We start from the raw sequence: 18,516 nt of genomic DNA, 5'->3' as shown, positions 1-18,516 counted from the left end.
CGCTTGCGGGGAGAGGGACAGCGCCGCACAGCGGCGCAGGGTGAGGGGACGTCCACGTCACGCAACGGCAAAAGCAAAAGCGCCCCTCATCTGCCCTTCGGGCATCTTCTCCCCGCTAGCGGGGAGAAGAAATTCCCGGCCTACGGCATCCGCAGCGGATGCGCCTCCGTGTTGAACGTCACCTTGTCGAAGTCCAGCGCGGTTTCCGGAGCGAACAGCAGGTAGTAGTACTTGAAGGTCTCGGCGAAGACGAAGCTCTCCATCGAGTCTTCCTTCTCCTTGGTACGCACGTCCTTCAGCGCGGCGTAGCCGTGCTCGGTGCGGCAATTGCGCACGAAGTCATCGAAGAATTCCTTGCCCATGGCGCGGTACTTCGGGTCGTGCGTGTAGTGGTGCAGGTAGTAGGCCGATTCCACGATTTCCGGGCGCAGCGCGTAGCTCGGCCATTTGATCTGCATGGTGCGGTAGTCGAGCGACTCCGGTTCGATACCGTTCAAACGCCACATCTTCAGGCCGGAGTCCTGCAGTCGGCGGGCGCGCTGTTCGTCGCCCGACACCATCAGCAGCGCGGGCATGAAGGCGTCGAGGGCGCCGTACTCGGTCTCCTTGCGCGCACCGGTGTTCATGTCGGCGTGTCCGTACCAGAGCTCGCCGCGAACTTCATCGGCCAGCACCTTGTTGATGCCGGCGATACTCGTATCCCACATCGCCTTGCACTCGGCATCGCCGAACAGGCGCCAGCACTTGTATAGGTACTCGTAGTACGAATCGATGCCGCCGCCGATGTGCGCGGTGGTGTCCTTCCACTCGCCGGTGTCCACGTCGATCGCGGCACCGACCACGCCCAGCTTCGAGCTGCGCTTGTAGGTTTCGACCAGCGCGCGCTTGGCCTTGTCGAAATACACCGGCTTGCCGGTGAGCTTCGACAGCATGCCGAACTCCAGCAGCAAGGTCCCTGTTTCGGCGGGGTTGCTGACGTTGCCGCGGACCTTGCCCGTCCGCAGGTTGACGTGTGTGTAAGGCATGCCCGTCTTCGAGTCGAACACCGGCAGCAGGCGGGTGCCCAGGTCGTCGGCGAGCTTGAGTAGGCGTTCGTCGCCGGTGAGCTGGTAACCCGAGAGCAGGCCGCCGAGCAGGCGGATGGTGATCTCGAAGTTCTGGACGTAGAGATCCTTGTCGAAGGACAGCTGCGTGGCGATCAGCTCGCGCGCCTGGTTCGCCTCATCCTTCAGGCCCATGATCACCAGCGTGTCCAGGGCGTCCACCGGCGTCATCAGCAGCGATTCGCCGTACCAGTCGTGTGGCTTCGCACTCAAGGGCTTGAGGGCGTCGTGGCCCTTCGCATACGCCCAGTAACCCTGCCAGGCATGGAGGGCTTCCTCGCGCACGCGGTTGGCCATTGCCTGCGCTTCGGCCTCGGTCATGGCACCGGGCGCCGCAGCCGCGGGGGCTGCAACGGGCGCGGCGGCTTCGGTCTTGGGGGATTGCGTCGGCGCGCAGCCCGCTGTCGCGAGCGTCAGGGCGAAGAACAAGGAAGAGGTGCGAAGACGATTCATACGGCGATTCCCTTTCTCAGTGCGATGGGGTGGCGCGGGTGGTGGCGTCGGCGAGCGAACGTAGGGTTAGTGCGTGCTGCAGTTCTTGCAGCGAAGCCTTCGAGCGGAGCGTGAGATGTATCGTCTCGCCCGGCAGCAGCGACAGCGCGTTGTCGGAAAGCTCAGCATCGAGGTCGCCGAAGTCGATCCAGACGCCGCGCGCGAGCTTGTCCGCGTGCAGATCGAGACTGTAGCCATCGCCATCGGCGACGATCTGCGCACGCAGGCCCGGATCAGGCAGCGTCAGTTCCTTCGCCACGGCAAAGTAGACGATGCGTCTGGAGACGACACGGCCGTCGATGCTGAGTTCGAATACCGCCGCCGTTCGCTTCGCGTCGGCCTTGCCGAGCAATTGCGCATCGGCATATGCGGCGACCTGCATCGCGGACAGCGGGGCTAGCCCCACGGACGTGCGTTCGTCGCGATACACCTTGCCGTCGAAGTCGAGCACGCGGGTGCGCAGTTCGCCCAGTGTCGCGGCCGTGCGATCGGACACCAGGGTGACGTCGGTGCGGCCGTCCTTGCGCAGCGCGGCGACGGCCATCGGCGCGAAGAAGCGGCGCGCGTGGAAATGCAGCGGCTTCCATCGACCGAAGTAGTCGATCCCCGACCACGACGCGCCCGGCCACACGTCGTTGAGCTGCCAATACAGCGAGCCCATCGTCCGCGGCCGCGAGGCGCGGTGGTGCAGTGCGGCCAGCTCGATGCCTTCGGCCTGTACCAGCTGGCTGAGATAGACGAAGTCGGCGAAGTCGCGCGGCATGCCGTATTCGCGCTCGACGTAGAGCATCAAGCGCGTGTTGCCGTCGCCGGCAAGGAACTTCTGGTGCGCACGAATGACCGGCGTGTCGATGCCCTGCTCTTCCGGCGCCGCGAAGCTGCGTACGGTGCGCAGCGACGGCCACGCCTGCAGGCCGTACTCGGACATGAAGCGCGGCGTCTCGTCGAGATAGGCCTCGGCGGGCTTGGCCGGGTTGCCCCAGACTTCCCAGTAATGCTTGTCGCCGTTGTTCGAGTCATTGGCCTTTTCGGCCAGATCGTTGCTCGGCGAGCTCGACCAATACGGCACGCCACCGCCTTCCTCGGCGACGACCTTGCGCAGGTCGTGGCCGAACAGGGCGACGTAGCCTTCCCATACCTGCTTGGCGAATGCCGGATCGGCCTCGGCCAATGCCTTGCCGTGGCCCCAATCCTTCCATGCCGTTTCTTCTTCGTTGTTGCCGCACCACAGGACGATGCTGGGGTGGTTGCGCAGCCGGCGTACGTTGTCGCGCGCCTCGGCCACGACATTGGCGCGAAACGCGGGGTCGTAGGCCGGCGGCATGCCGCCGCCGAACATGAAGTCCTGCCAGATCATCAGGCCGAGTTCGTCGGCGAGATCGTAGAAGGCGTCGGATTCGTAGTAGCCGCCGCCCCAGGCGCGCAGCATGTTCATGTTGGCGTCGCGCGCGGATTGCAGCACGCGGCGCTGCTGTTCGACCGTGGCGCGCGCGGGGAAAGCGTCGAACGGAATGACGTTGGCGCCCTTGGCGAACACCGGCACGCCATTGATGACGAAAGCGAAGCTTTGGCCCCACTGATCTTTTTCGCGGCGCAGCTCGACGGTGCGCAGGCCGGTGCGGCGCTGCATCGCGCCGAACTCCGTGCGGCCATCGAGTACCCGCGCGGCGAAGGTGTAACGCGCCTGCTCGCCATAGCCTGCCGGCCACCAGCGGCGTGGGTGTTCGATGTGCAGCGGCACGGCGAGCGTGTTGTCGCCCTTCGCAAGTTGCGCGGACTGGTGCACGGTGTCGATGCGGCGGCCATCGGGATCTACGATGTCGACTTCCAGCGTCACCGGCTTCGCAACGGCACTGTCGATGGCGACGACGGCGTCCAGCTTGGCGACCTCGTCGGTCAACGACTGCTGCTTCACTTGCAGGTCGGCGATGCGCAGGGCCTCCCAACTCTCCAGTCGCGCTTCGCGCCAGATGCCGGCGGTGACGTAGCGCGGACCCCAGTCCCAACCGTAGTGATAACCCGGCTTGCGCGCGAAGTTTCCCGTCATCGCGTCCTTGGGCTCGTCGCCGTAGGGCGAGGGATAGTTGCCGGCGATCTTGTTCGGCATCGCCTGCACCTGCGGCAGTAGGCGGCGGATCGGCGAGTGGAAGACGACGCGCAGCGCGTTGGCGCCCGACTTGAGCTTGCCCGCGACCGGCATGCGCCAGGTGCGGAAGTAGTTGTCGGCCGAGAGTAGCTTTTCGTCGTTGAGGTAGACGTCGGCGAAGGTGTCAAGGCCTTCGAACACGAGTTCGGCATGCGCGCGGCGACGTGTGGCGCGATCGACCGTGAAGGTCGTTCGGTACTCCCACTGCGCCAGGCCGATCCATTGCAGGCCTGCCTCGGGCGCGCCGACATACGGATCGGGAATCAGGCCATTGGCGAACAGATCGGTGTGGACGTTGCCTGGCACACGCGCGGCATGCCACGTCGTAGCACCGGCATGCGCGGCAGCTTGCGCATCATCGGGCGAAAGACGGAATTCCCATGCCGACGCCAGCGGTTGCGCTACCAGCGATTGCGCCATCGCCGCGGGGGACATCAGCCACAGGCACAGGGCCAGCCATCGTTTCATATGTCGACGCATCCGCTGGTGTGCTCCGCACTAGAGGGAGCCGGGAAGCCACCGGAGCGGTATCGGCTCCGATCCGGTGGCTCCCGACGCCCGTGGGACCGTTGGCGAATCGGCGCGCATCACGGCGTCGCCGAAGCGCAGTGCGAGACCGGCAGCGCCGAGACAGCGGTGCCCCAGCCGGTGCTGTTCGCCTGTGGGGACAAGGCGAAGTCGAGCGTCGGGCCGGCCTGCAACTGTTCCCAGTCGAGCCACACGCGTTCGTGCGCCTTGCCGTCGAGCTTCACGCCTGCGACGTACTGCGGCGCGCCGGCTTTCGCGGCGGACGCCTCGATGGCGAGCGTGCGGCCATTGCCCAAGTCGATCTCGACGCGCTCGAAACGGGGCGCGTGCAGCAGGAATTCGCCGCTGCCCGGCACCGCCGGATACAGGCCGACCGCACTGAACAGATACCACGCCGACATCGTGCCGAGGTCGTCGTTGCCGGTGACGCCATTAGGGGCGTTGGTGAACAACGACTGCGCGGCGCGCAGCACGGTGGTGGTCTTCCACGGCTGGCCGATCAACGTGTACATCCACGGCGAGTGCAGATCGGGTTCGTTGTTGGGGTTGTAGCGGTACTGGTTGTAGTAGCTGTAAGGACCGACCACCCATTGCTTGCGCGCCGCGCCGGCCGGATCGGCGACGAGCGCGTCGTAAGCGAAGAAGGTGTCGAGGCGCTTCGCCATCTGCTCGCGCCCGCCCATCGCCGCCATTACGCCGGGCACGTCCTGCTGCGTGAGCCACTGGTACTGCCACGCGGTGCCTTCGTGGAAGCCATGATTGGAACGCGGGCTGTAATCGCCGCCCGGTGGCGCGTAGTAATTGCCGTCTTCCGTGCGTGGACGCGGGAAGCCGGTGAAGCCCAGTTCGGCATCCGTCGTCTTCTCATCCCACACGCGGCGCCAGTTGCTGCCGCGCGCGCGCAGCGTCGCGGCTTCGCTCTTCTTGCCCATCGCACCGGCCATCACCGATAGCGCGCAGTCGCCCAACGCGTATTCGAGCGTCGCCGATCCGCCGTGATGCGGATCCACGTCCATGCCCTTGGAGGGGAAGGCACGGTCGTACGGCACGAAGCCGTTGGCGACATAGCTGGCATTGCCCGCACGGCCCTGACTGCGCGATGCCGCCGGCGGCAATTGCGTGGCGTTCTGCCACAGCGCGGACCAGGCCTGCTGCTCGTTGCCCTTCAGCGCGCCGAAGCGCCAAAGGTCGACGAGGTAGGGCGTGACCGGATCGCCGGTCATGATGTTGGTGTCGAAGTTGGCGTAGCCCCAGCGCGGCAGCCAACCGTTCTGCTCCTGGATCTTCAGCAGCGTGGTGGCGATGTCGCGCGCGCGTTGCGGATGGGTCAGCGCGAGCCATTGGTTCTGCGTGCGATAGGTATCCCACAGCGAGAAGTACTCGTAGTAGGTCCAGCCATCGGCCACATGGATCTGCTCGTCGTAGCCGCGATAGCGACCGTCGGCGTCGCTACCGGTCAGGGGCTGCAGCAGTGCGTGGTACAGCGCGGTGTAGAACACCGTGCGTTCGTCGCGCGTGCCGCCCTGCACGCGTACGCCGGTCAGTTCCTTCCGCCACGCATCCTGCGCCTGCCGGCGCATCGCGTCGAAGCCGAGCAGCTTGCCGCCGCGCATGCCTTCCGCGCGCAGGTTGCTGCGCGCGCCTTCGATGTCGACGTGCGAAATCGCGCTGATCGCGGTGACGCTGCGCGACTTGCCCAGGTCGAAGCTGAGCCATGCGCCGTTGGCGACCTGCCACTGCGCGCCAGCGCTCTGGCGCGAGCCGGGCACGGCGCGCTCCACGTCCCAGGTGCCGAAGGTCTTGAACGGACGGTCGAATTCGATGCGGAACCAGGTCGTGTACTGGCGTCCCCCGCAGAAGCTCTTGGTCACCAGCTTGCCTTCGACCGCATGGTCGCCGACGACGTTGACGACGCTGCCGATGACTTCGTGGCGTTCGTTGGCCTGGCCGAGGTTGACCAGCACATGCCCCTCCTTCGCCTGACCGGCGAAGGTGTAGCGCTCGGCGGCGGCGCGCGTGAGCGCGGTGGCCTCGGCGTCGATGCCTGCGCCCGTGCTGAGGCGCACTTTGTAATAACTGGCTTGGCCGACTTCGCCCGCATGCGAATAGGTCGCGGCGTAGCGCTTGTAGTCGAAGACTTCTTCCGGCTTGCCCTTGGTATCGAAGTCACCGCCAGGGCCGATCGTGCCGGTCACCGGCAACACGGCGACCTGGCCGCCCTGCTCCCAGCAGCCCGCGCCGGAAATGAAGGAATGACCGAAGCCGCGGATCTTCGCGTCGGTGTAGCGATAGCCCGCGTAGTGGTCGGTGATCGGACTGACCTGGATCAGGCCGAACGGCGCGGACGCGCCAGGGAACGTGTTGCCCTCGTCCTGCGTGCCGATGAAGGTGTTGACCTCGGCGACCGGATCGACGGCCGATGGGCCAGCGAGGGCGGAGAAGTAGGCGATGCCGCACAGGCAGCCCAACCAGCGCAGATGACGACGGACTCGCAACACTCGCTACCCCCGTGCAGAGCCGGAAATGCGCCGGCCGATGGGCCGGCCTGACGTCCGGCGATTCACGTTACGCGACACCGCCGAGCCGCCAATGCGACCGGCGTCCCGAATTAGAGCGATCTAATTTGACGAATGCAAGGGCGGGCGAAGTTACAAGAGGCTGGGCCGGCTCCGGCGGCCGCATTCCTTCGCATGTTGCAGTGCGGAAGCCGAAAAAACAGGCCCCAAGCCTCAGCGAGGCCGTTTTTTGCCCTTGCGGGCCGCATCCAGAACGGTCAGGATGGCTCCGTCTAGAACGATCCAAAAATGCGCTCCAGGGGGACGTCCATTGGCTAACAACCGCAAGGTGACTTTGAACGATATCGCAGAGGCCTGCGGTGTCTCCCGAGCCACCGTCTCCCTGGTCCTGCGCAATAGTCCGCTGGTGCACGCGGATACCCGCCAGCGGGTCAAGGACGAGATGCGCCGGCAGGGTTATGTCTACAACCGCGCAGCCGCCGGTCTGCGCACGCGGACCTCGTCCACGATCGCACTGGTCGTCAACGATCTGTCCAACCCGTTCTTCGCGGAATTCGCCGCGGGCGTCGACGAAGCGCTCGCCGCCGCGGGCTTCGTCACACTCCTGGGCAGCAGCGGTGAATCCGCAGAACGCCAGCAGGCGGTGCTCTCCTCGCTGGTCGAATACCACCCGGCCGCGATCATCCTCTCGCCCGCGGAAGTGAGCGACTCCGCCCGCATCGCGCAGGCGATCGGCCCTTCGACGCCGCTGCTGGTGTTCAACCGTCAGCTGACCGGCGACGCTCCGACGGACTTCGCCTATGACTTCCTCGGCCTGGACAACCGCGCCGGTGCACGCCGCGCCACCGAGCATCTATTGCAGCTTGGCCACAAGCGCATCGCGTTCTTCGGCGGGCACCAGGATTCGAGCTCGTGCCGCGAACGCCGCCTGGGCTACCTCGATGCGATGACGGAAGCGGGCCTCAAGCCCGAACCGCAGTGGACGATCGAATGCTCGCCGACGCGACTGGAAGCCGCAGCCCAGACCGGCGCGCTGTTCGTACGCGATCCCGCGCCCACCGCGGCGGTTTGCTACAACGATGCAGTGGCCTTGGGCCTGGCGCTGGGACTTGCGCGCCGCGGCCGCCATCCCGGCCACGATTTCGCCATCACCGGCTTCGACGACATTCCCGAAGCCGGCGCCAGCACGCCGCCATTGACCACGATGAGCGCCGAGCCGCGCGAGCGCGGCCGTCAAGCCGCGATGCTCGCCCTGCAACGCGTGCGCGAACCCGCCGGCGATCACGTGCACGTGATCGCGCCGGTGGAGCTGGTCGAACGCGGCAGCACCTGCCCACCCACTTCCTGAGCGCGCCGCCCCCACCGGCAGCTCCACCTCCGACGATCACACGGTTGGACATCGAATGACGACAAGACCGAACGGCAACAAAGCGTCGCTCGCCTTCGCGGCGGTGACCGCGATCTTTTTCATGTGGGGCTTCATCACCGAGTTGAACGACGTGCTGATTCCGCACCTCAAGTCGGTGTTCGAACTCAAGTACTGGCAGGCGATGCTGGTGCAGTTCTGCTTCTTCGGCGCGTATCTGGTGATGGCCTTGCCGGCGGGCGCGGTGGTCGCGCGCGTGGGCTACAAGGCCGGCATCGTGATCGGCCTGCTCGTCGCCGGCGGCGGTGCGTTGTTGATCCTGCCTGCAGCGCAGGCCGGCGTTTACATGATGTTCCTGGTGGCGTTGTTCATTCTCGCCAGCGGCATCGTGTTGCTGCAGTGCTCGGCGAACCCGTACGTCGCACTGCTGGGTGCGCCCGAACGCGCGCCCAGCCGACTCAATCTCGCGCAAGCGATCAACTCGGTGGGCCATACCATCGGCCCCTGGGTCGGCGGTGCGCTGATCCTCGGTGCCACACATCTGAGCGCACAGGAACTCGCCGCGCTGCCCGCGGCCGAGCGTGTGCACACCGTGCAGCCGCTGTACCTGGGCGTCGCTTCCGCGTTGGTGGTGCTCGCGATCGCGGTTGCGCTGTTCCGTCTGCCACCGCATGCGGAAGCCACGGAGAAGGCGGATCCCCAGCACCACACCTTCCGCGAGGTGCTGAAGCACCCGCACGTGCGCTGGGGCGTGCTGGCGATCTTCCTGTACGTGGGCGCGGAAGTCGCGACCGGCAGCTTCCTGGCCAATTACGCGATGCGCCCGGATATCGGCAACATCGCCCCGGACAAGGTCGGCCGCTTCGTGTCGATGTATTGGGGCGCGGCGATGATCGGCCGTTTCATCGGCGCCGGCTTGCTGCTCAAGTTCGATCCACGGCAAATGCTGCGGCTCTACGCGATCGTCAACATCGCCCTGATCGTCGCGACCAACGTGCTGGCGGGTCCGGCCGCGATGTACAGCGTGATAGTGATCGGGCTGTTCAACTCGATCATGTTCCCGACCATCTTCACCCTGGTGATCGACCGACTCGGCCCGCTGGTGCCGAAGGCGTCGAGCCTGCTAGTGATGGCGATCTTCGGCGGCGCGGTGATTCCGTTCCTGCAGGGCCACCTGGTCGATACGATCCAGGCGGCCACGGGCAACGAAACCACCGGCCTGCGCCTGGCCTTCGTGCTGCCGGCGCTGTGCTACGCCTATATCGCCTGGTACGGCTGGAAGGGCTCGCGCCGCGTCGCGGCGGCCTGAGCACCGCAGCGACACGCGGCACTACACAACGACAAGACGCAGGCAATGGGCCACATCATCTGTTTCGGCGAAGCGCTGATCGATTTTCTCGCCACCGAGAGCGCGCCCGGTCAGCCGCGCGCCTTCGTGCAACACGCCGGCGGCGCGCCGGCGAACGCGGCGGTCGCCGTTGCGAAACTGGGCGGCCGCGCCGAGTTCGTCGGCATGCTCGGTACCGACATGTTCGGCGACTTCCTGCTGCACAGCCTGGAAGAAGCCGGCGTCGGCACGCACCACGTGCATCGCACCAGCGAGGCGAAGACCGCGCTGGCCTTCGTCTCGCTGGATGCGCATGGCGAACGCAGCTTCAGTTTCTATCGCCCGCCCGCGGCCGACCTGCTGTTCCGTGCCGACGATTTCGACCCCGAGGCGCTGCGCCGCGCGAGCGTCTTCCACGTGTGCAGCAACAGTCTGACCGAAGCCGAAATCGCCGCGACCACGCTGGAAGGCATGGCGCGCGCCCGCGCGCACGGCGCGATCGTGAGCATCGACCTCAATCTGCGTCCGGCCTTGTGGTCGGCGAACGTGGACCCGTTGCCGCGCCTGTGGCAGGCGCTCGCCGCCGCGGACCTGGTGAAGCTCGCCGGCAACGAACTGGAATACCTCGCCGCGCATGAGCAAGGCGGGGCTGACGCCGTGATCGCACGCTTGCTGCAGACCGCGCGCCTGGTCGTCGTCACCGACGGCGCCGCACCGTTGCGATGGCATGCGCGGCAGGGTGCGGGCGGAACGTTGGACACCTTCCCGGTGCGCGCCGTCGACACCACCGCTGCCGGCGACGGCTTCATCGGCGGCCTCCTGTTCCAACTGCAGCAGCGCGATATCGATGGCGCGCGCCTGGACAGCTTCATCGCCGACCGCGACGCCCTTGCGGCGAGCCTGCGCTTCGCCGCGGCCTGCGGCGCGCTGGCGGTCACGCGGCACGGCGCCTTCGCCGCGCTGCCCACGCGCGACGAGGTCGACGCGCTGTTGAAAACCATCGCAATCTGAGCCGCATGCACGCGCCGGTGCCATGACCCAGCCCCTGCCCGCCCTGCTCGAAGTGGCCGCGAACTCCGTGGCTTCGGCGCTCGCGGCGCAGGCGGGGGGTGCGCAGCGTGTCGAACTGTGCACGGCGCTGGAACTCGGAGGCCTCACGCCTTCGCATGCGCAGATCGCGCAGGCGCGCGAGTGCCTGCGTATTCCGCTGTACGTACTGGTGCGGCCCCGCGCGGGCGACTTCCTCTACAGCGACGAGGAATTCGAAACCATGCGCCGCGACATCGAAGCCTGCGCCGCGCTGGGTTGCGATGGCGTGGTGCTGGGTGCGCTCGATGTCCATGGCGACATCGACGTCGTGCGCTGCGCCGAACTGATCGCCGCCGCGCAAGGCATCGGCGTCACGTTCCATCGAGCGATCGATGTCAGCCGCGATCCGCTGCGGGCGCTCGAGGACGCGATCGCCCTGGGCTGCGAGCGTTTGCTCAGCTCCGGGGCGCGATCCAGCGCGCTGGAGGGTTCGGAGCTGCTGCGCGAGATGGTGGTACGCGCGGGCGACCGCATCGTCGTGATGCCCGGCGCCGGGATCACCGCGGGCAATATCGCGCGGCTGCGCGAACTGACCGGCGCGCGCGAATTTCACGCCTCTGCGAAGTTCGCCCGGCCTTCAGCGATGCTGCATGCCGCCGATCCCGCGCTGGGCATGAGTGCGGGCGAAATCCGCACCGACGCCGACGCCGTGCGCTGCCTCGTCTCGGCCTTGCAGGACGGATGAGGCGATCGTGGACTCAGCTGCCCGCGTACACCGAGCGCGAGTCGAGCAGGGCATCCTGTTTCGCCGCGTCGCAGACCGCGTAGACGAAACCCTTGTGCAACGCGAAGGCACCCACCTCGCCGTCGCGATTCATGGCGAGGAAGCAGACCTGCAGGGTCTTGCTGGCTTCCGGACGCTTGCGCACCACGCGTTCGATGGCCTCGCGGCAGGCGTCCATCGGCGAGCGGCCCTGCCGCATCAGTTCGACGACGAGGAAGCTGGCCGCGTTGCGAATCATTTCTTCGCCCACGCCGGATGCGGTCGCCGCGCCGACTTCGTTGTCCACGTACAGGCCTGCGCCGACGATCGGGCTGTCGCCGACGCGGCCGTGCAGCTTCCACGCCATGCCGCTGGTGGTGCAGGCGCCGGCAAGGTGACCGCTTGCATCGAGGGCGAGGATGCCCAAGGTGTCGTGGTTCTCTTTGTTGCCGGGCAGCTTCGCGCGCTCGGCATTGATCTGCGGCTGGTACTTGGCCGTCTTCAGCCACTCCTGCCAGGCCTGCTTCGCTTCGGGCGTGAGCAGCGAGCGCTTCTCGTAGCCCTGCTGCACCGCGAATTGCTGCGCACCTTCGCCGACGAGCATGACGTGCGACGTCTTCTCCATCACCGCGCGCGCGACCGAGACCGGATGCAGGATGTCCTCCAGCGCCGCGACCGAACCGCACCGGCCGTCGCCGTCCATGATGCTGGCATCCAGAGTCTGCACGCCGTCGCGATCTGGATAGCCGCAGTGGCCCACGGTGGTATTGCACAACGTGCCTTCGGCCCAGCGCGCGCCAGCTTCGACGGCATCGAGCGCACTGCCGCCTTCGGCGAGTTTTTGCCACGCGGCCTGGTTCGCGCCGACGCCGAAGTCCCAGGTGGAGACGACACGTGCGAGCGGCGCGGCTTTCTTCGCCGCGCCCGCCGGCAGCGCCAAAGCCGTCGCGGACAGCAGGCTCGATTGCAGGAAACGGCGACGACTCGTCATGGCGTGTTCTCCCGATGCGGTGAGTGCCGACGGCGCGTTGCGTCGCACGCGGCGGTGTCCGCCAAGGTACAGGACGCTCGCCGCGCGATGAAGTCACTTCTTCTCTCACAGCTCAGACCGAGACTGACATGACCCCTACACCCGACTTCCGCAGTCAGGATTTCCTGCGCGACCACATCCGTACGACGATGGCGTTCTACCATCCGCGCTGCATCGATCCGGCGGGCGGCTTCTTCCACTATTTCCGCGACGACGGCAGCGTCTACGACGCCAGTCACCGGCATCTGGTCAGCAGCACGCGCTTCATCTTCAACTACGCGACCGCTGCCAACGAGTTCGGCAAGGAAGATCCGAAGCTGCACGCCGAATACCTCGAAGCGGTGCGCCACGGCCTGCGCTACCTGCGCGACAAGCATCGCGATCCGGTGTCAGGCGGCTATTTCTGGACGCTCCGCGACGGGCAGCCGGAAGACGACATGCAGCATTGCTACGGGGCGGCGTTCGTGCTGCTCGCCTACTCGATCGCGGTCAGCGCCGGCATCGACGAAGCCCGGCCGTGGATGGCCGAGCACTGGAACCTGCTGGAGTCGCGCTACTGGGAGCCGGAATTCGGTCTCTACCGCGACGAGGCCACGCGCGACTGGCAGTTCTCCGGCTATCGCGGGCAGAACGCCAACATGCATATGTGCGAGGCGATGCTCGCCGCGTATGAGGCCAGTAGCGAACCACGCTACCTGCAACGTGCGCTGACCCTCGCCGATCACATGACCCGCCGCCAGGCCGCGCAATGCGACGGATTGGTGTGGGAGCACTACGACACGCAGTGGCGGGTCGACACTGATTACCACCGCGACGATCCGAAGCACCTGTTCCGGCCGTGGGGTTTCCAGCCCGGCCATCAGACCGAGTGGGCGAAGCTGCTGCTGATCCTCGACGGCCACCTGCGCGCGACCGGAACGCCGGCCGACTGGCTGGTGCCGCGTGCGCGCGAGCTGTTCGATCGCGCCGTCGCCGCGTCCTGGGACAACGAATTCGGCGGACTGGTGTACGGCTTCGCGCCGGAGTCGCTGCGCAAGGACATTCCCGGCCCGTCGCTGCCAGGCGGCGAGTATTTCGTCTGCGACGACGACAAGTATTTCTGGGTGCAGGCCGAGTCGCTCGCGACCGCCGCGCGCCTGGCGGCAGCTACCGGCGAAGCACGCTATTGGCAGTGGTACGACCGCTTGTGGGATTACGCGTGGACGCACATGGTCGATCATCGCCACGGCGCGTGGTTCCGCATTCTCGATCGCGAGAACCGCAAGTACAGCGACGAGAAGAGCCCGGCGGGTAAGACGGACTACCACACCATGGGCGCTTGCCACGATGTGTTGCGGGTGCTGCGCGGCGGCTGAGGCCGCTTTCGCTTGTCATTCCCGCGTAGGCGGGAATCCAGTGTCTTGGCTTCTTGCAGCCAATGAAAGCAACAACAAAGTCGCTGGATTCCCGCCTACGCGGGAATGACGAGGGCCGGCGCCTTGCAGTGCCCGTCGATGAATTCCTGATGCGATGGCATCGCATCGACGCAATTGGCGACGACCTGACGTACCCGGTCGACGAATTGCACCAGCTCGCTTTCGGGCATTTCGTCGACGATCGGATGGTAGCTGCGCGGCACGATGCCCTGGCCTAGCATTACCTGCACCCAACTCGGCAACGCGAAGAAATCCTCGCCGTTGCGGAAGTAGCGGCCGCCATTGCGGAACAGGTCGATGGCGTCGCGCAGCGTGTCCGGGATCGACATCGTGCGGCAGTAGTTCCAGAACGGCGTGTCGTCGCGCCGGGTCGCGTGGTAGTGCAGGATCAGGAAGTCGCGGGTCCGTTCGTATTCGAACGTGCTGTCGCGATTGAAGCGCTCGGCCAGCAAGGGATCGAAGTTGCGATCGGGGAACAGCCCCAGCAACCGCTGCAGGCCCGACTGGACGAGATAGATGCTGGTGGATTCCAGCGGCTCCATGAAGCCGCTGGCCAAGCCGAACGCGATCACATTCTTGTTCCAGAACTTGTTGCGGCGGCCCGTCGTGAACCGCAGCGGACGCGGATCGGCGAGCGGCTTGCCGTCGAGATTCCCAAGCAGGGTCGCGGCGGCCTCGTCGTCGCTGATGTGCTTGCTGGAATACACGTAGCCGTTGCCGACGCGGTGCTGCAGCGGGATGCGCCATTGCCAGCCCGCCTTCAGCGCGGTCGAACGCGTGTACGGCGTCAGCGGACCGGCGCTTTCGCACGGCACGGCCATCGCGCGATCGCAGGGCAGCCATTGCGTCCAATCGACGTACCCGGTCTTCAGCGTCTGCTCGATCAGCAGGCCGCGGAAGCCGGAGCAATCGATGAACAATTCGCCCTCGATACGCTCGCCGCTTTCCATCACGACCGCTTCAATGAAGCCATCGTCCGGACGCTGGATCACTTCGGCGATCTTGCCTTCGGTGCGCTTCACGCCGCGGCGCTCAGACAGATTGCGCAGGTAGCGCGCATACAGGCCCGCGTCGAAGTGATAGGCGTAGGCGATGTTCGACAGCAGCGAGCCGGCCGGTGCATTGCTCGGGCTGACCATGAACTTGTTGCGCGGCGCGGCCGTCGTTTGCAGCGAATAGGCGCCGATGTCCGATGCGCGTCCCGACAGGAACAGCTTCAGCCAGAACTGATGGAACGGCAGCGGCCCGATGCCCTGCCCAATCGTGCCGAAGCCGTGGATATACGTGTCGCCGATGCGGCCCCAGTCCTTGAACTGGATGCCCAGCTTGAAGGTGCCCTGGGTGTTGGCGACGAAGTCGGCCTCCTTGATGCCCAGCATGTCGGCATTGAAGTCCTTCATGTACGGGACGCTTGCCTCGCCGACGCCGACGATGCCGATTTCCTCGGATTCGATCAGGCGGATGGACGCGCCCTTGCCCAGGTAGGTAGCCAGCATCGCTGCGGCCATCCAGCCGGCGCTGCCGCCGCCCACGACAACGACGCTCTTGATTCGGTTGTCGGTGCTCATCACTGCAAGATACCTATTCACCAAGAAAAACGGCAGCGGCCGAGGAGCGGCAGCTGCCGGTGGAAGCCTCGCGCCGGGGGAGGGAACCGCGCGAGGAGAGAGGTCTGACATCCGTGACCCGAATGTACGATCAGAACTTGTACGTCAGACCCAGGTACAGGATGCGGCCCGCGTAGTTGCCGGAGTAGAAGCGCGCATCGGTGTCGTTGCCCAGGTGGGAGCGCTCCTCCTCCTTGGTCACGTTCAGCACCGAGGCGTTGACGCTCAGGTTCTCCAGGAGGTTGTAGCCGAAGTTGAGGTCGATCTGCGTGTACGGCTCGGTGTAGACGCTGAGGCCGTTGGTCAGGGCGCCCACGATTTCACCGCGGCGGTTGTACGACGCACGCGCCAGGAACTTGTCGGTTTCGTAGAAGACCGTGAAGTTGGCCTGGTTCTTCGCACTGCCCGGCAACGGCGTCTTGCCGAGTTCCGTGCCGTCAGCCAGGACCACCTTGGCCAGGTTGGTGTCGTTGTAGGTGTAGTTCGCCTGCAAGCCCAGGCCGAAGTCGAAGGTGTGCTGCGCGTACACTTCGACGCCCTGGGAGACGCCGTCGCGGCCATTGACCTGGGTCGAGAAGTCCTGGACCGTCACCGTCTGGCCATCGACTTCCAACTGCTGGTCGAAGACCGCATCCACGATGAAGTTCTTGACGTTCTTGCGGAACAGGTCGATGCCGGCGACCGAGCCGGGATGGAAGTACCACTCCACGCCGATGTCGTACTGGGTGGCCTCGAACGGATCCAGATCGCGATTGGCGCCGCTGCCGGACCAACCTGCCTGACCACCGCCGCCGATCGCGGCGCGGTCCGCCGCGTACTGATCGCTGATGAACTGAAGGCCGCCCGGGCGGGCGATGTCGGTAAAGACCGGCCGCGCGATGACCTTGGACGCGGCGCCGCGCAGCACGATGTCGTCTGTCACGTCCCAAGCGATGTTGAAGCTGGGCAGCACGTCGTTATAGGTCTTGTCCAACGAAACCAAGTTGAACGACTTTTCGCGTTCGTCCAGCCACACGTAACCACCCTGGCAGCTCCTGCCGGGCGGCGGGTTGCTGGCGTCGCACGGAATCAGGACGCCGTTCGCGTCCCGCTCCAGCAGGCGCTGGAACTTCTCGACAGAGTCGGTCGCTTCGGCATGCTGCTTGGTATTCACCAGCCTCACGCCGACGTTGCCGCGCAGGCGTTCGGTGCGGAAGTTGGCCTGGAAATAGCCGGCATTGATTTCTTCGCCGACGTTGTAGATGAAGTCGGGCTCCCGACGGCGCTGCGCACCACCGTAACGGTTGTTCAGGTAATCGATGTAGGCCGGGAAGTCGATGCCGGGGAACACGTTGGCGTTGAAGCCGCCCGCGATGTTGTCGATCGGATTGGACAGGAAGAAGCCCGGCTGGGCGGTGCCGGCGGTGGGATCGCAACCCGTCTGGTAACGCTGGCTGTAGTCCGCTGGATCCGCACCCTGGCAAACCCAGTAGGTGTTGCCGGTGTTGCGGTGCACCCTACCGTCACGGAACTTGACGCCGAACTGCAGCGAATCCAGCCAGCCGCTTTCGAACAACTTGGTAGCGTCGATCTGGAAGTGATCCTGCGTGACGCTGGTTTCCATCCAGGACGAGTCGGTCGAACCCAGGTCGATCTCGGCCACGCCGGACTTCAGCACGTCCTGCAGGTTCGGCGACACCGTCAAGGTCGGCGTGCCGGTCAGGTCCCATCCACTGTAGGTGTTGCCGGCTTGCCAGGCGCCGTTGATAAACCGGCGCGGCTTGGCCGACATGCGGAAATTCATCGACGGACCGCCACTGGACCAGGTCCGGCCGCCAGCCGCGTGCAGGCGGAACAGCTCGCTGACATTCCAGTCCATCTCGATGTCGGCGACTTCCGCCTTGGTCTTCTCGCGGCTGTAGCCGCCGGTAAGCTGCGGCGTCGGCACGGTGCAATCGTCCGAGCCGAATCCGGGCGCGTCGCAGATATACGTCTTGCCGGGCAGCTTCTCGTATTGGGCGCCGGTGACGATCGTGCCGCTGGGGTCGAAGAAAAACTGGTTGAGCAGCTTGCCGGTCTGCCACTCAGTGGGATATTCGCCGGCCCAGTCGGCCGAAACGCGGGCGAGGTTCCACTCGGGAACCTTCAGCTGGTTGAAGGTGTAGTTGCCCTTCAGGTCGAAGCGGAAGTAGTTCGCGGTCAGGGTCAGGTCGTCGCTAGGCTTGAACTGGTAGGTCAGTTGCAGGCCCGTGCGCTCGCGCTCTTCGTCACGCACGCCGAAATTGACGGAGGTCGGCAGGGCGAAATTGTTGTAGTTCTGCTGGGGAGTGTTCTGCCCGGTCTGGGTGTTGATGCCATGGTCGCCGCCCCACCAGGTGTTGAGACCACCGTTGGAGTAGGCGTGGCCATTGACATCGGTCTGCGGCGTGGTGCCATCCGAGTACCAGTTCCAGTTCTCGGTGTCGACTTCCATGCGGCGGGCGGTGCGCTTCTGCTTGGTCGCACCCACCAGGAAGCCGAAACGCTCGTCTTTGCTGTGCCAGGCGTACTGGGCCGACAGCTGCGGATCGGTGGTCTTGCTGGTGTCGGAGTAGGTGCCTTCCAGCGAGACGTAGCCCGAGTTGGATTCCATCTCCAGCGGACGGCGGCTGTGCAGGATCACGGTGCCGCCGATGCCGCCTTCGTCGAGGCGCGCTTCCGGCGACTTGAACAGTTCCGCGCTGCCCAGCATGTTCGACGGCAGCAGCGTGTAGTTGAAGGAACGCGAGGCCTCGCTATTGCTCTCGGACGAGGCGATGTAGTTGCCGTTCAACTCGGTCAGGGTCAGGTCCGAAGACAGGCCGCGGACGCTGACGTGCTTGCCCTCGCCGCCGCTGCGATCGATGACGACACCCGGCACGCGCTGCAGTGCGTCGGCGACGTTCTTGTCGGGGAACTTGCTGACGTCTTCCGCCGTAATGACGTCGACGATCGCGTTGGCGTTGCGCTTCTGATCGAGGCTCTTCTCGATCGAGTAGCGATAGCCAGTGACGGTGACCTCCTCCAGCGAGGTGGCATCGCGCTTCTTCGCATCGGTTTGTTCCGACGCCGTCGAGGCTGCGGCTTCCTGCGCCATGACGGCGGGGCCGTACAGCGAAGCCGCCAGCGCGACCGCCAGCATCGTCGGCGTATGACGCACGTGTTTCATACCCATGTCTCCCCTCAATCGACTGTTG

Annotated in this window: 11 protein-coding genes; 5 read left to right on the top strand and 6 right to left on the bottom strand. The window is 65.8% G+C overall.

The window, feature by feature from the left end; genetic code table 11:
- Window positions 1-140: 140 nt before the first annotated feature.
- From ACYVJ8_RS14490 to ACYVJ8_RS14480, 3 genes are all read right to left on the bottom strand, one after another.
- Window positions 141-1,556, bottom strand: coding sequence for a glycoside hydrolase family 47 protein (locus ACYVJ8_RS14490; RefSeq protein ID WP_460713595.1), 1,416 nt, complete (start codon window positions 1,554-1,556; stop codon window positions 141-143).
- A gap of 16 nt (window positions 1,557-1,572) precedes the next feature.
- Window positions 1,573-4,209 (bottom strand): beta-mannosidase, encoded by a 2,637-nt coding sequence (locus ACYVJ8_RS14485; protein WP_460713593.1) that lies wholly within the window; start codon window positions 4,207-4,209, stop codon window positions 1,573-1,575.
- 119 nt (window positions 4,210-4,328) lie between these two features.
- Window positions 4,329-6,764, bottom strand: a complete 2,436-nt coding sequence (locus ACYVJ8_RS14480) for a GH92 family glycosyl hydrolase (protein WP_460713768.1) — start codon at window positions 6,762-6,764, stop codon at window positions 4,329-4,331.
- A gap of 283 nt (window positions 6,765-7,047) precedes the next feature.
- Here ACYVJ8_RS14480 and ACYVJ8_RS14475 point away from each other — a divergent pair, with 283 nt between their 5' ends.
- From ACYVJ8_RS14475 to ACYVJ8_RS14460, 4 genes are read left to right on the top strand one after another with little or no spacing between them, the layout of a single operon-like run.
- Window positions 7,048-8,133, top strand: coding sequence for a LacI family DNA-binding transcriptional regulator (locus ACYVJ8_RS14475; protein WP_460713591.1), 1,086 nt, complete (start codon window positions 7,048-7,050; stop codon window positions 8,131-8,133).
- A 55-nt stretch (window positions 8,134-8,188) separates the two neighbouring features.
- A complete protein-coding gene (locus tag ACYVJ8_RS14470) occupies window positions 8,189-9,460 on the top strand; it encodes a sugar MFS transporter (protein ID WP_460713589.1) in 1,272 nt (423 codons plus the stop codon).
- 45 nt (window positions 9,461-9,505) lie between these two features.
- On the top strand, window positions 9,506-10,489 hold the full coding sequence (locus ACYVJ8_RS14465; RefSeq protein WP_460713587.1) for a carbohydrate kinase family protein: 984 nt from the start codon (window positions 9,506-9,508) through the stop codon (window positions 10,487-10,489).
- A 22-nt stretch (window positions 10,490-10,511) separates the two neighbouring features.
- On the top strand, window positions 10,512-11,252 hold the full coding sequence (locus ACYVJ8_RS14460) for a copper homeostasis protein CutC (protein WP_460713585.1): 741 nt from the start codon (window positions 10,512-10,514) through the stop codon (window positions 11,250-11,252).
- A gap of 13 nt (window positions 11,253-11,265) precedes the next feature.
- Here ACYVJ8_RS14460 and ACYVJ8_RS14455 read toward each other — a convergent pair whose 3' ends face one another.
- Window positions 11,266-12,261 carry a N(4)-(beta-N-acetylglucosaminyl)-L-asparaginase gene (locus ACYVJ8_RS14455; RefSeq protein ID WP_460713583.1) on the bottom strand — a complete coding sequence of 332 codons (996 nt, stop codon included), beginning with the start codon at window positions 12,259-12,261 and terminating at the stop codon, window positions 11,266-11,268.
- Between the two features lie 128 nt (window positions 12,262-12,389).
- Between ACYVJ8_RS14455 and ACYVJ8_RS14450 the strand changes: the two genes are divergently transcribed.
- Window positions 12,390-13,655 (top strand): AGE family epimerase/isomerase, encoded by a 1,266-nt coding sequence (locus tag ACYVJ8_RS14450; protein ID WP_460713581.1) that lies wholly within the window; start codon window positions 12,390-12,392, stop codon window positions 13,653-13,655.
- A 95-nt stretch (window positions 13,656-13,750) separates the two neighbouring features.
- Here the strand turns inward: ACYVJ8_RS14450 and ACYVJ8_RS14445 are convergent, their stop codons facing one another.
- Window positions 13,751-15,283: a tryptophan halogenase family protein gene (locus ACYVJ8_RS14445; protein ID WP_460713579.1), complete on the bottom strand. Its 1,533-nt coding sequence runs from the start codon at window positions 15,281-15,283 to the stop codon at window positions 13,751-13,753.
- Between the two features lie 130 nt (window positions 15,284-15,413).
- Complete coding sequence (locus ACYVJ8_RS14440; RefSeq protein WP_460713577.1) at window positions 15,414-18,494, bottom strand: TonB-dependent receptor; 3,081 nt, start codon at window positions 18,492-18,494, stop codon at window positions 15,414-15,416.
- Window positions 18,495-18,516 lie beyond the last annotated feature (22 nt).

The organism is Lysobacter terrae (assembly GCF_054782215.1).
This window is presented reverse-complemented; position numbering and strand designations above follow the sequence as displayed.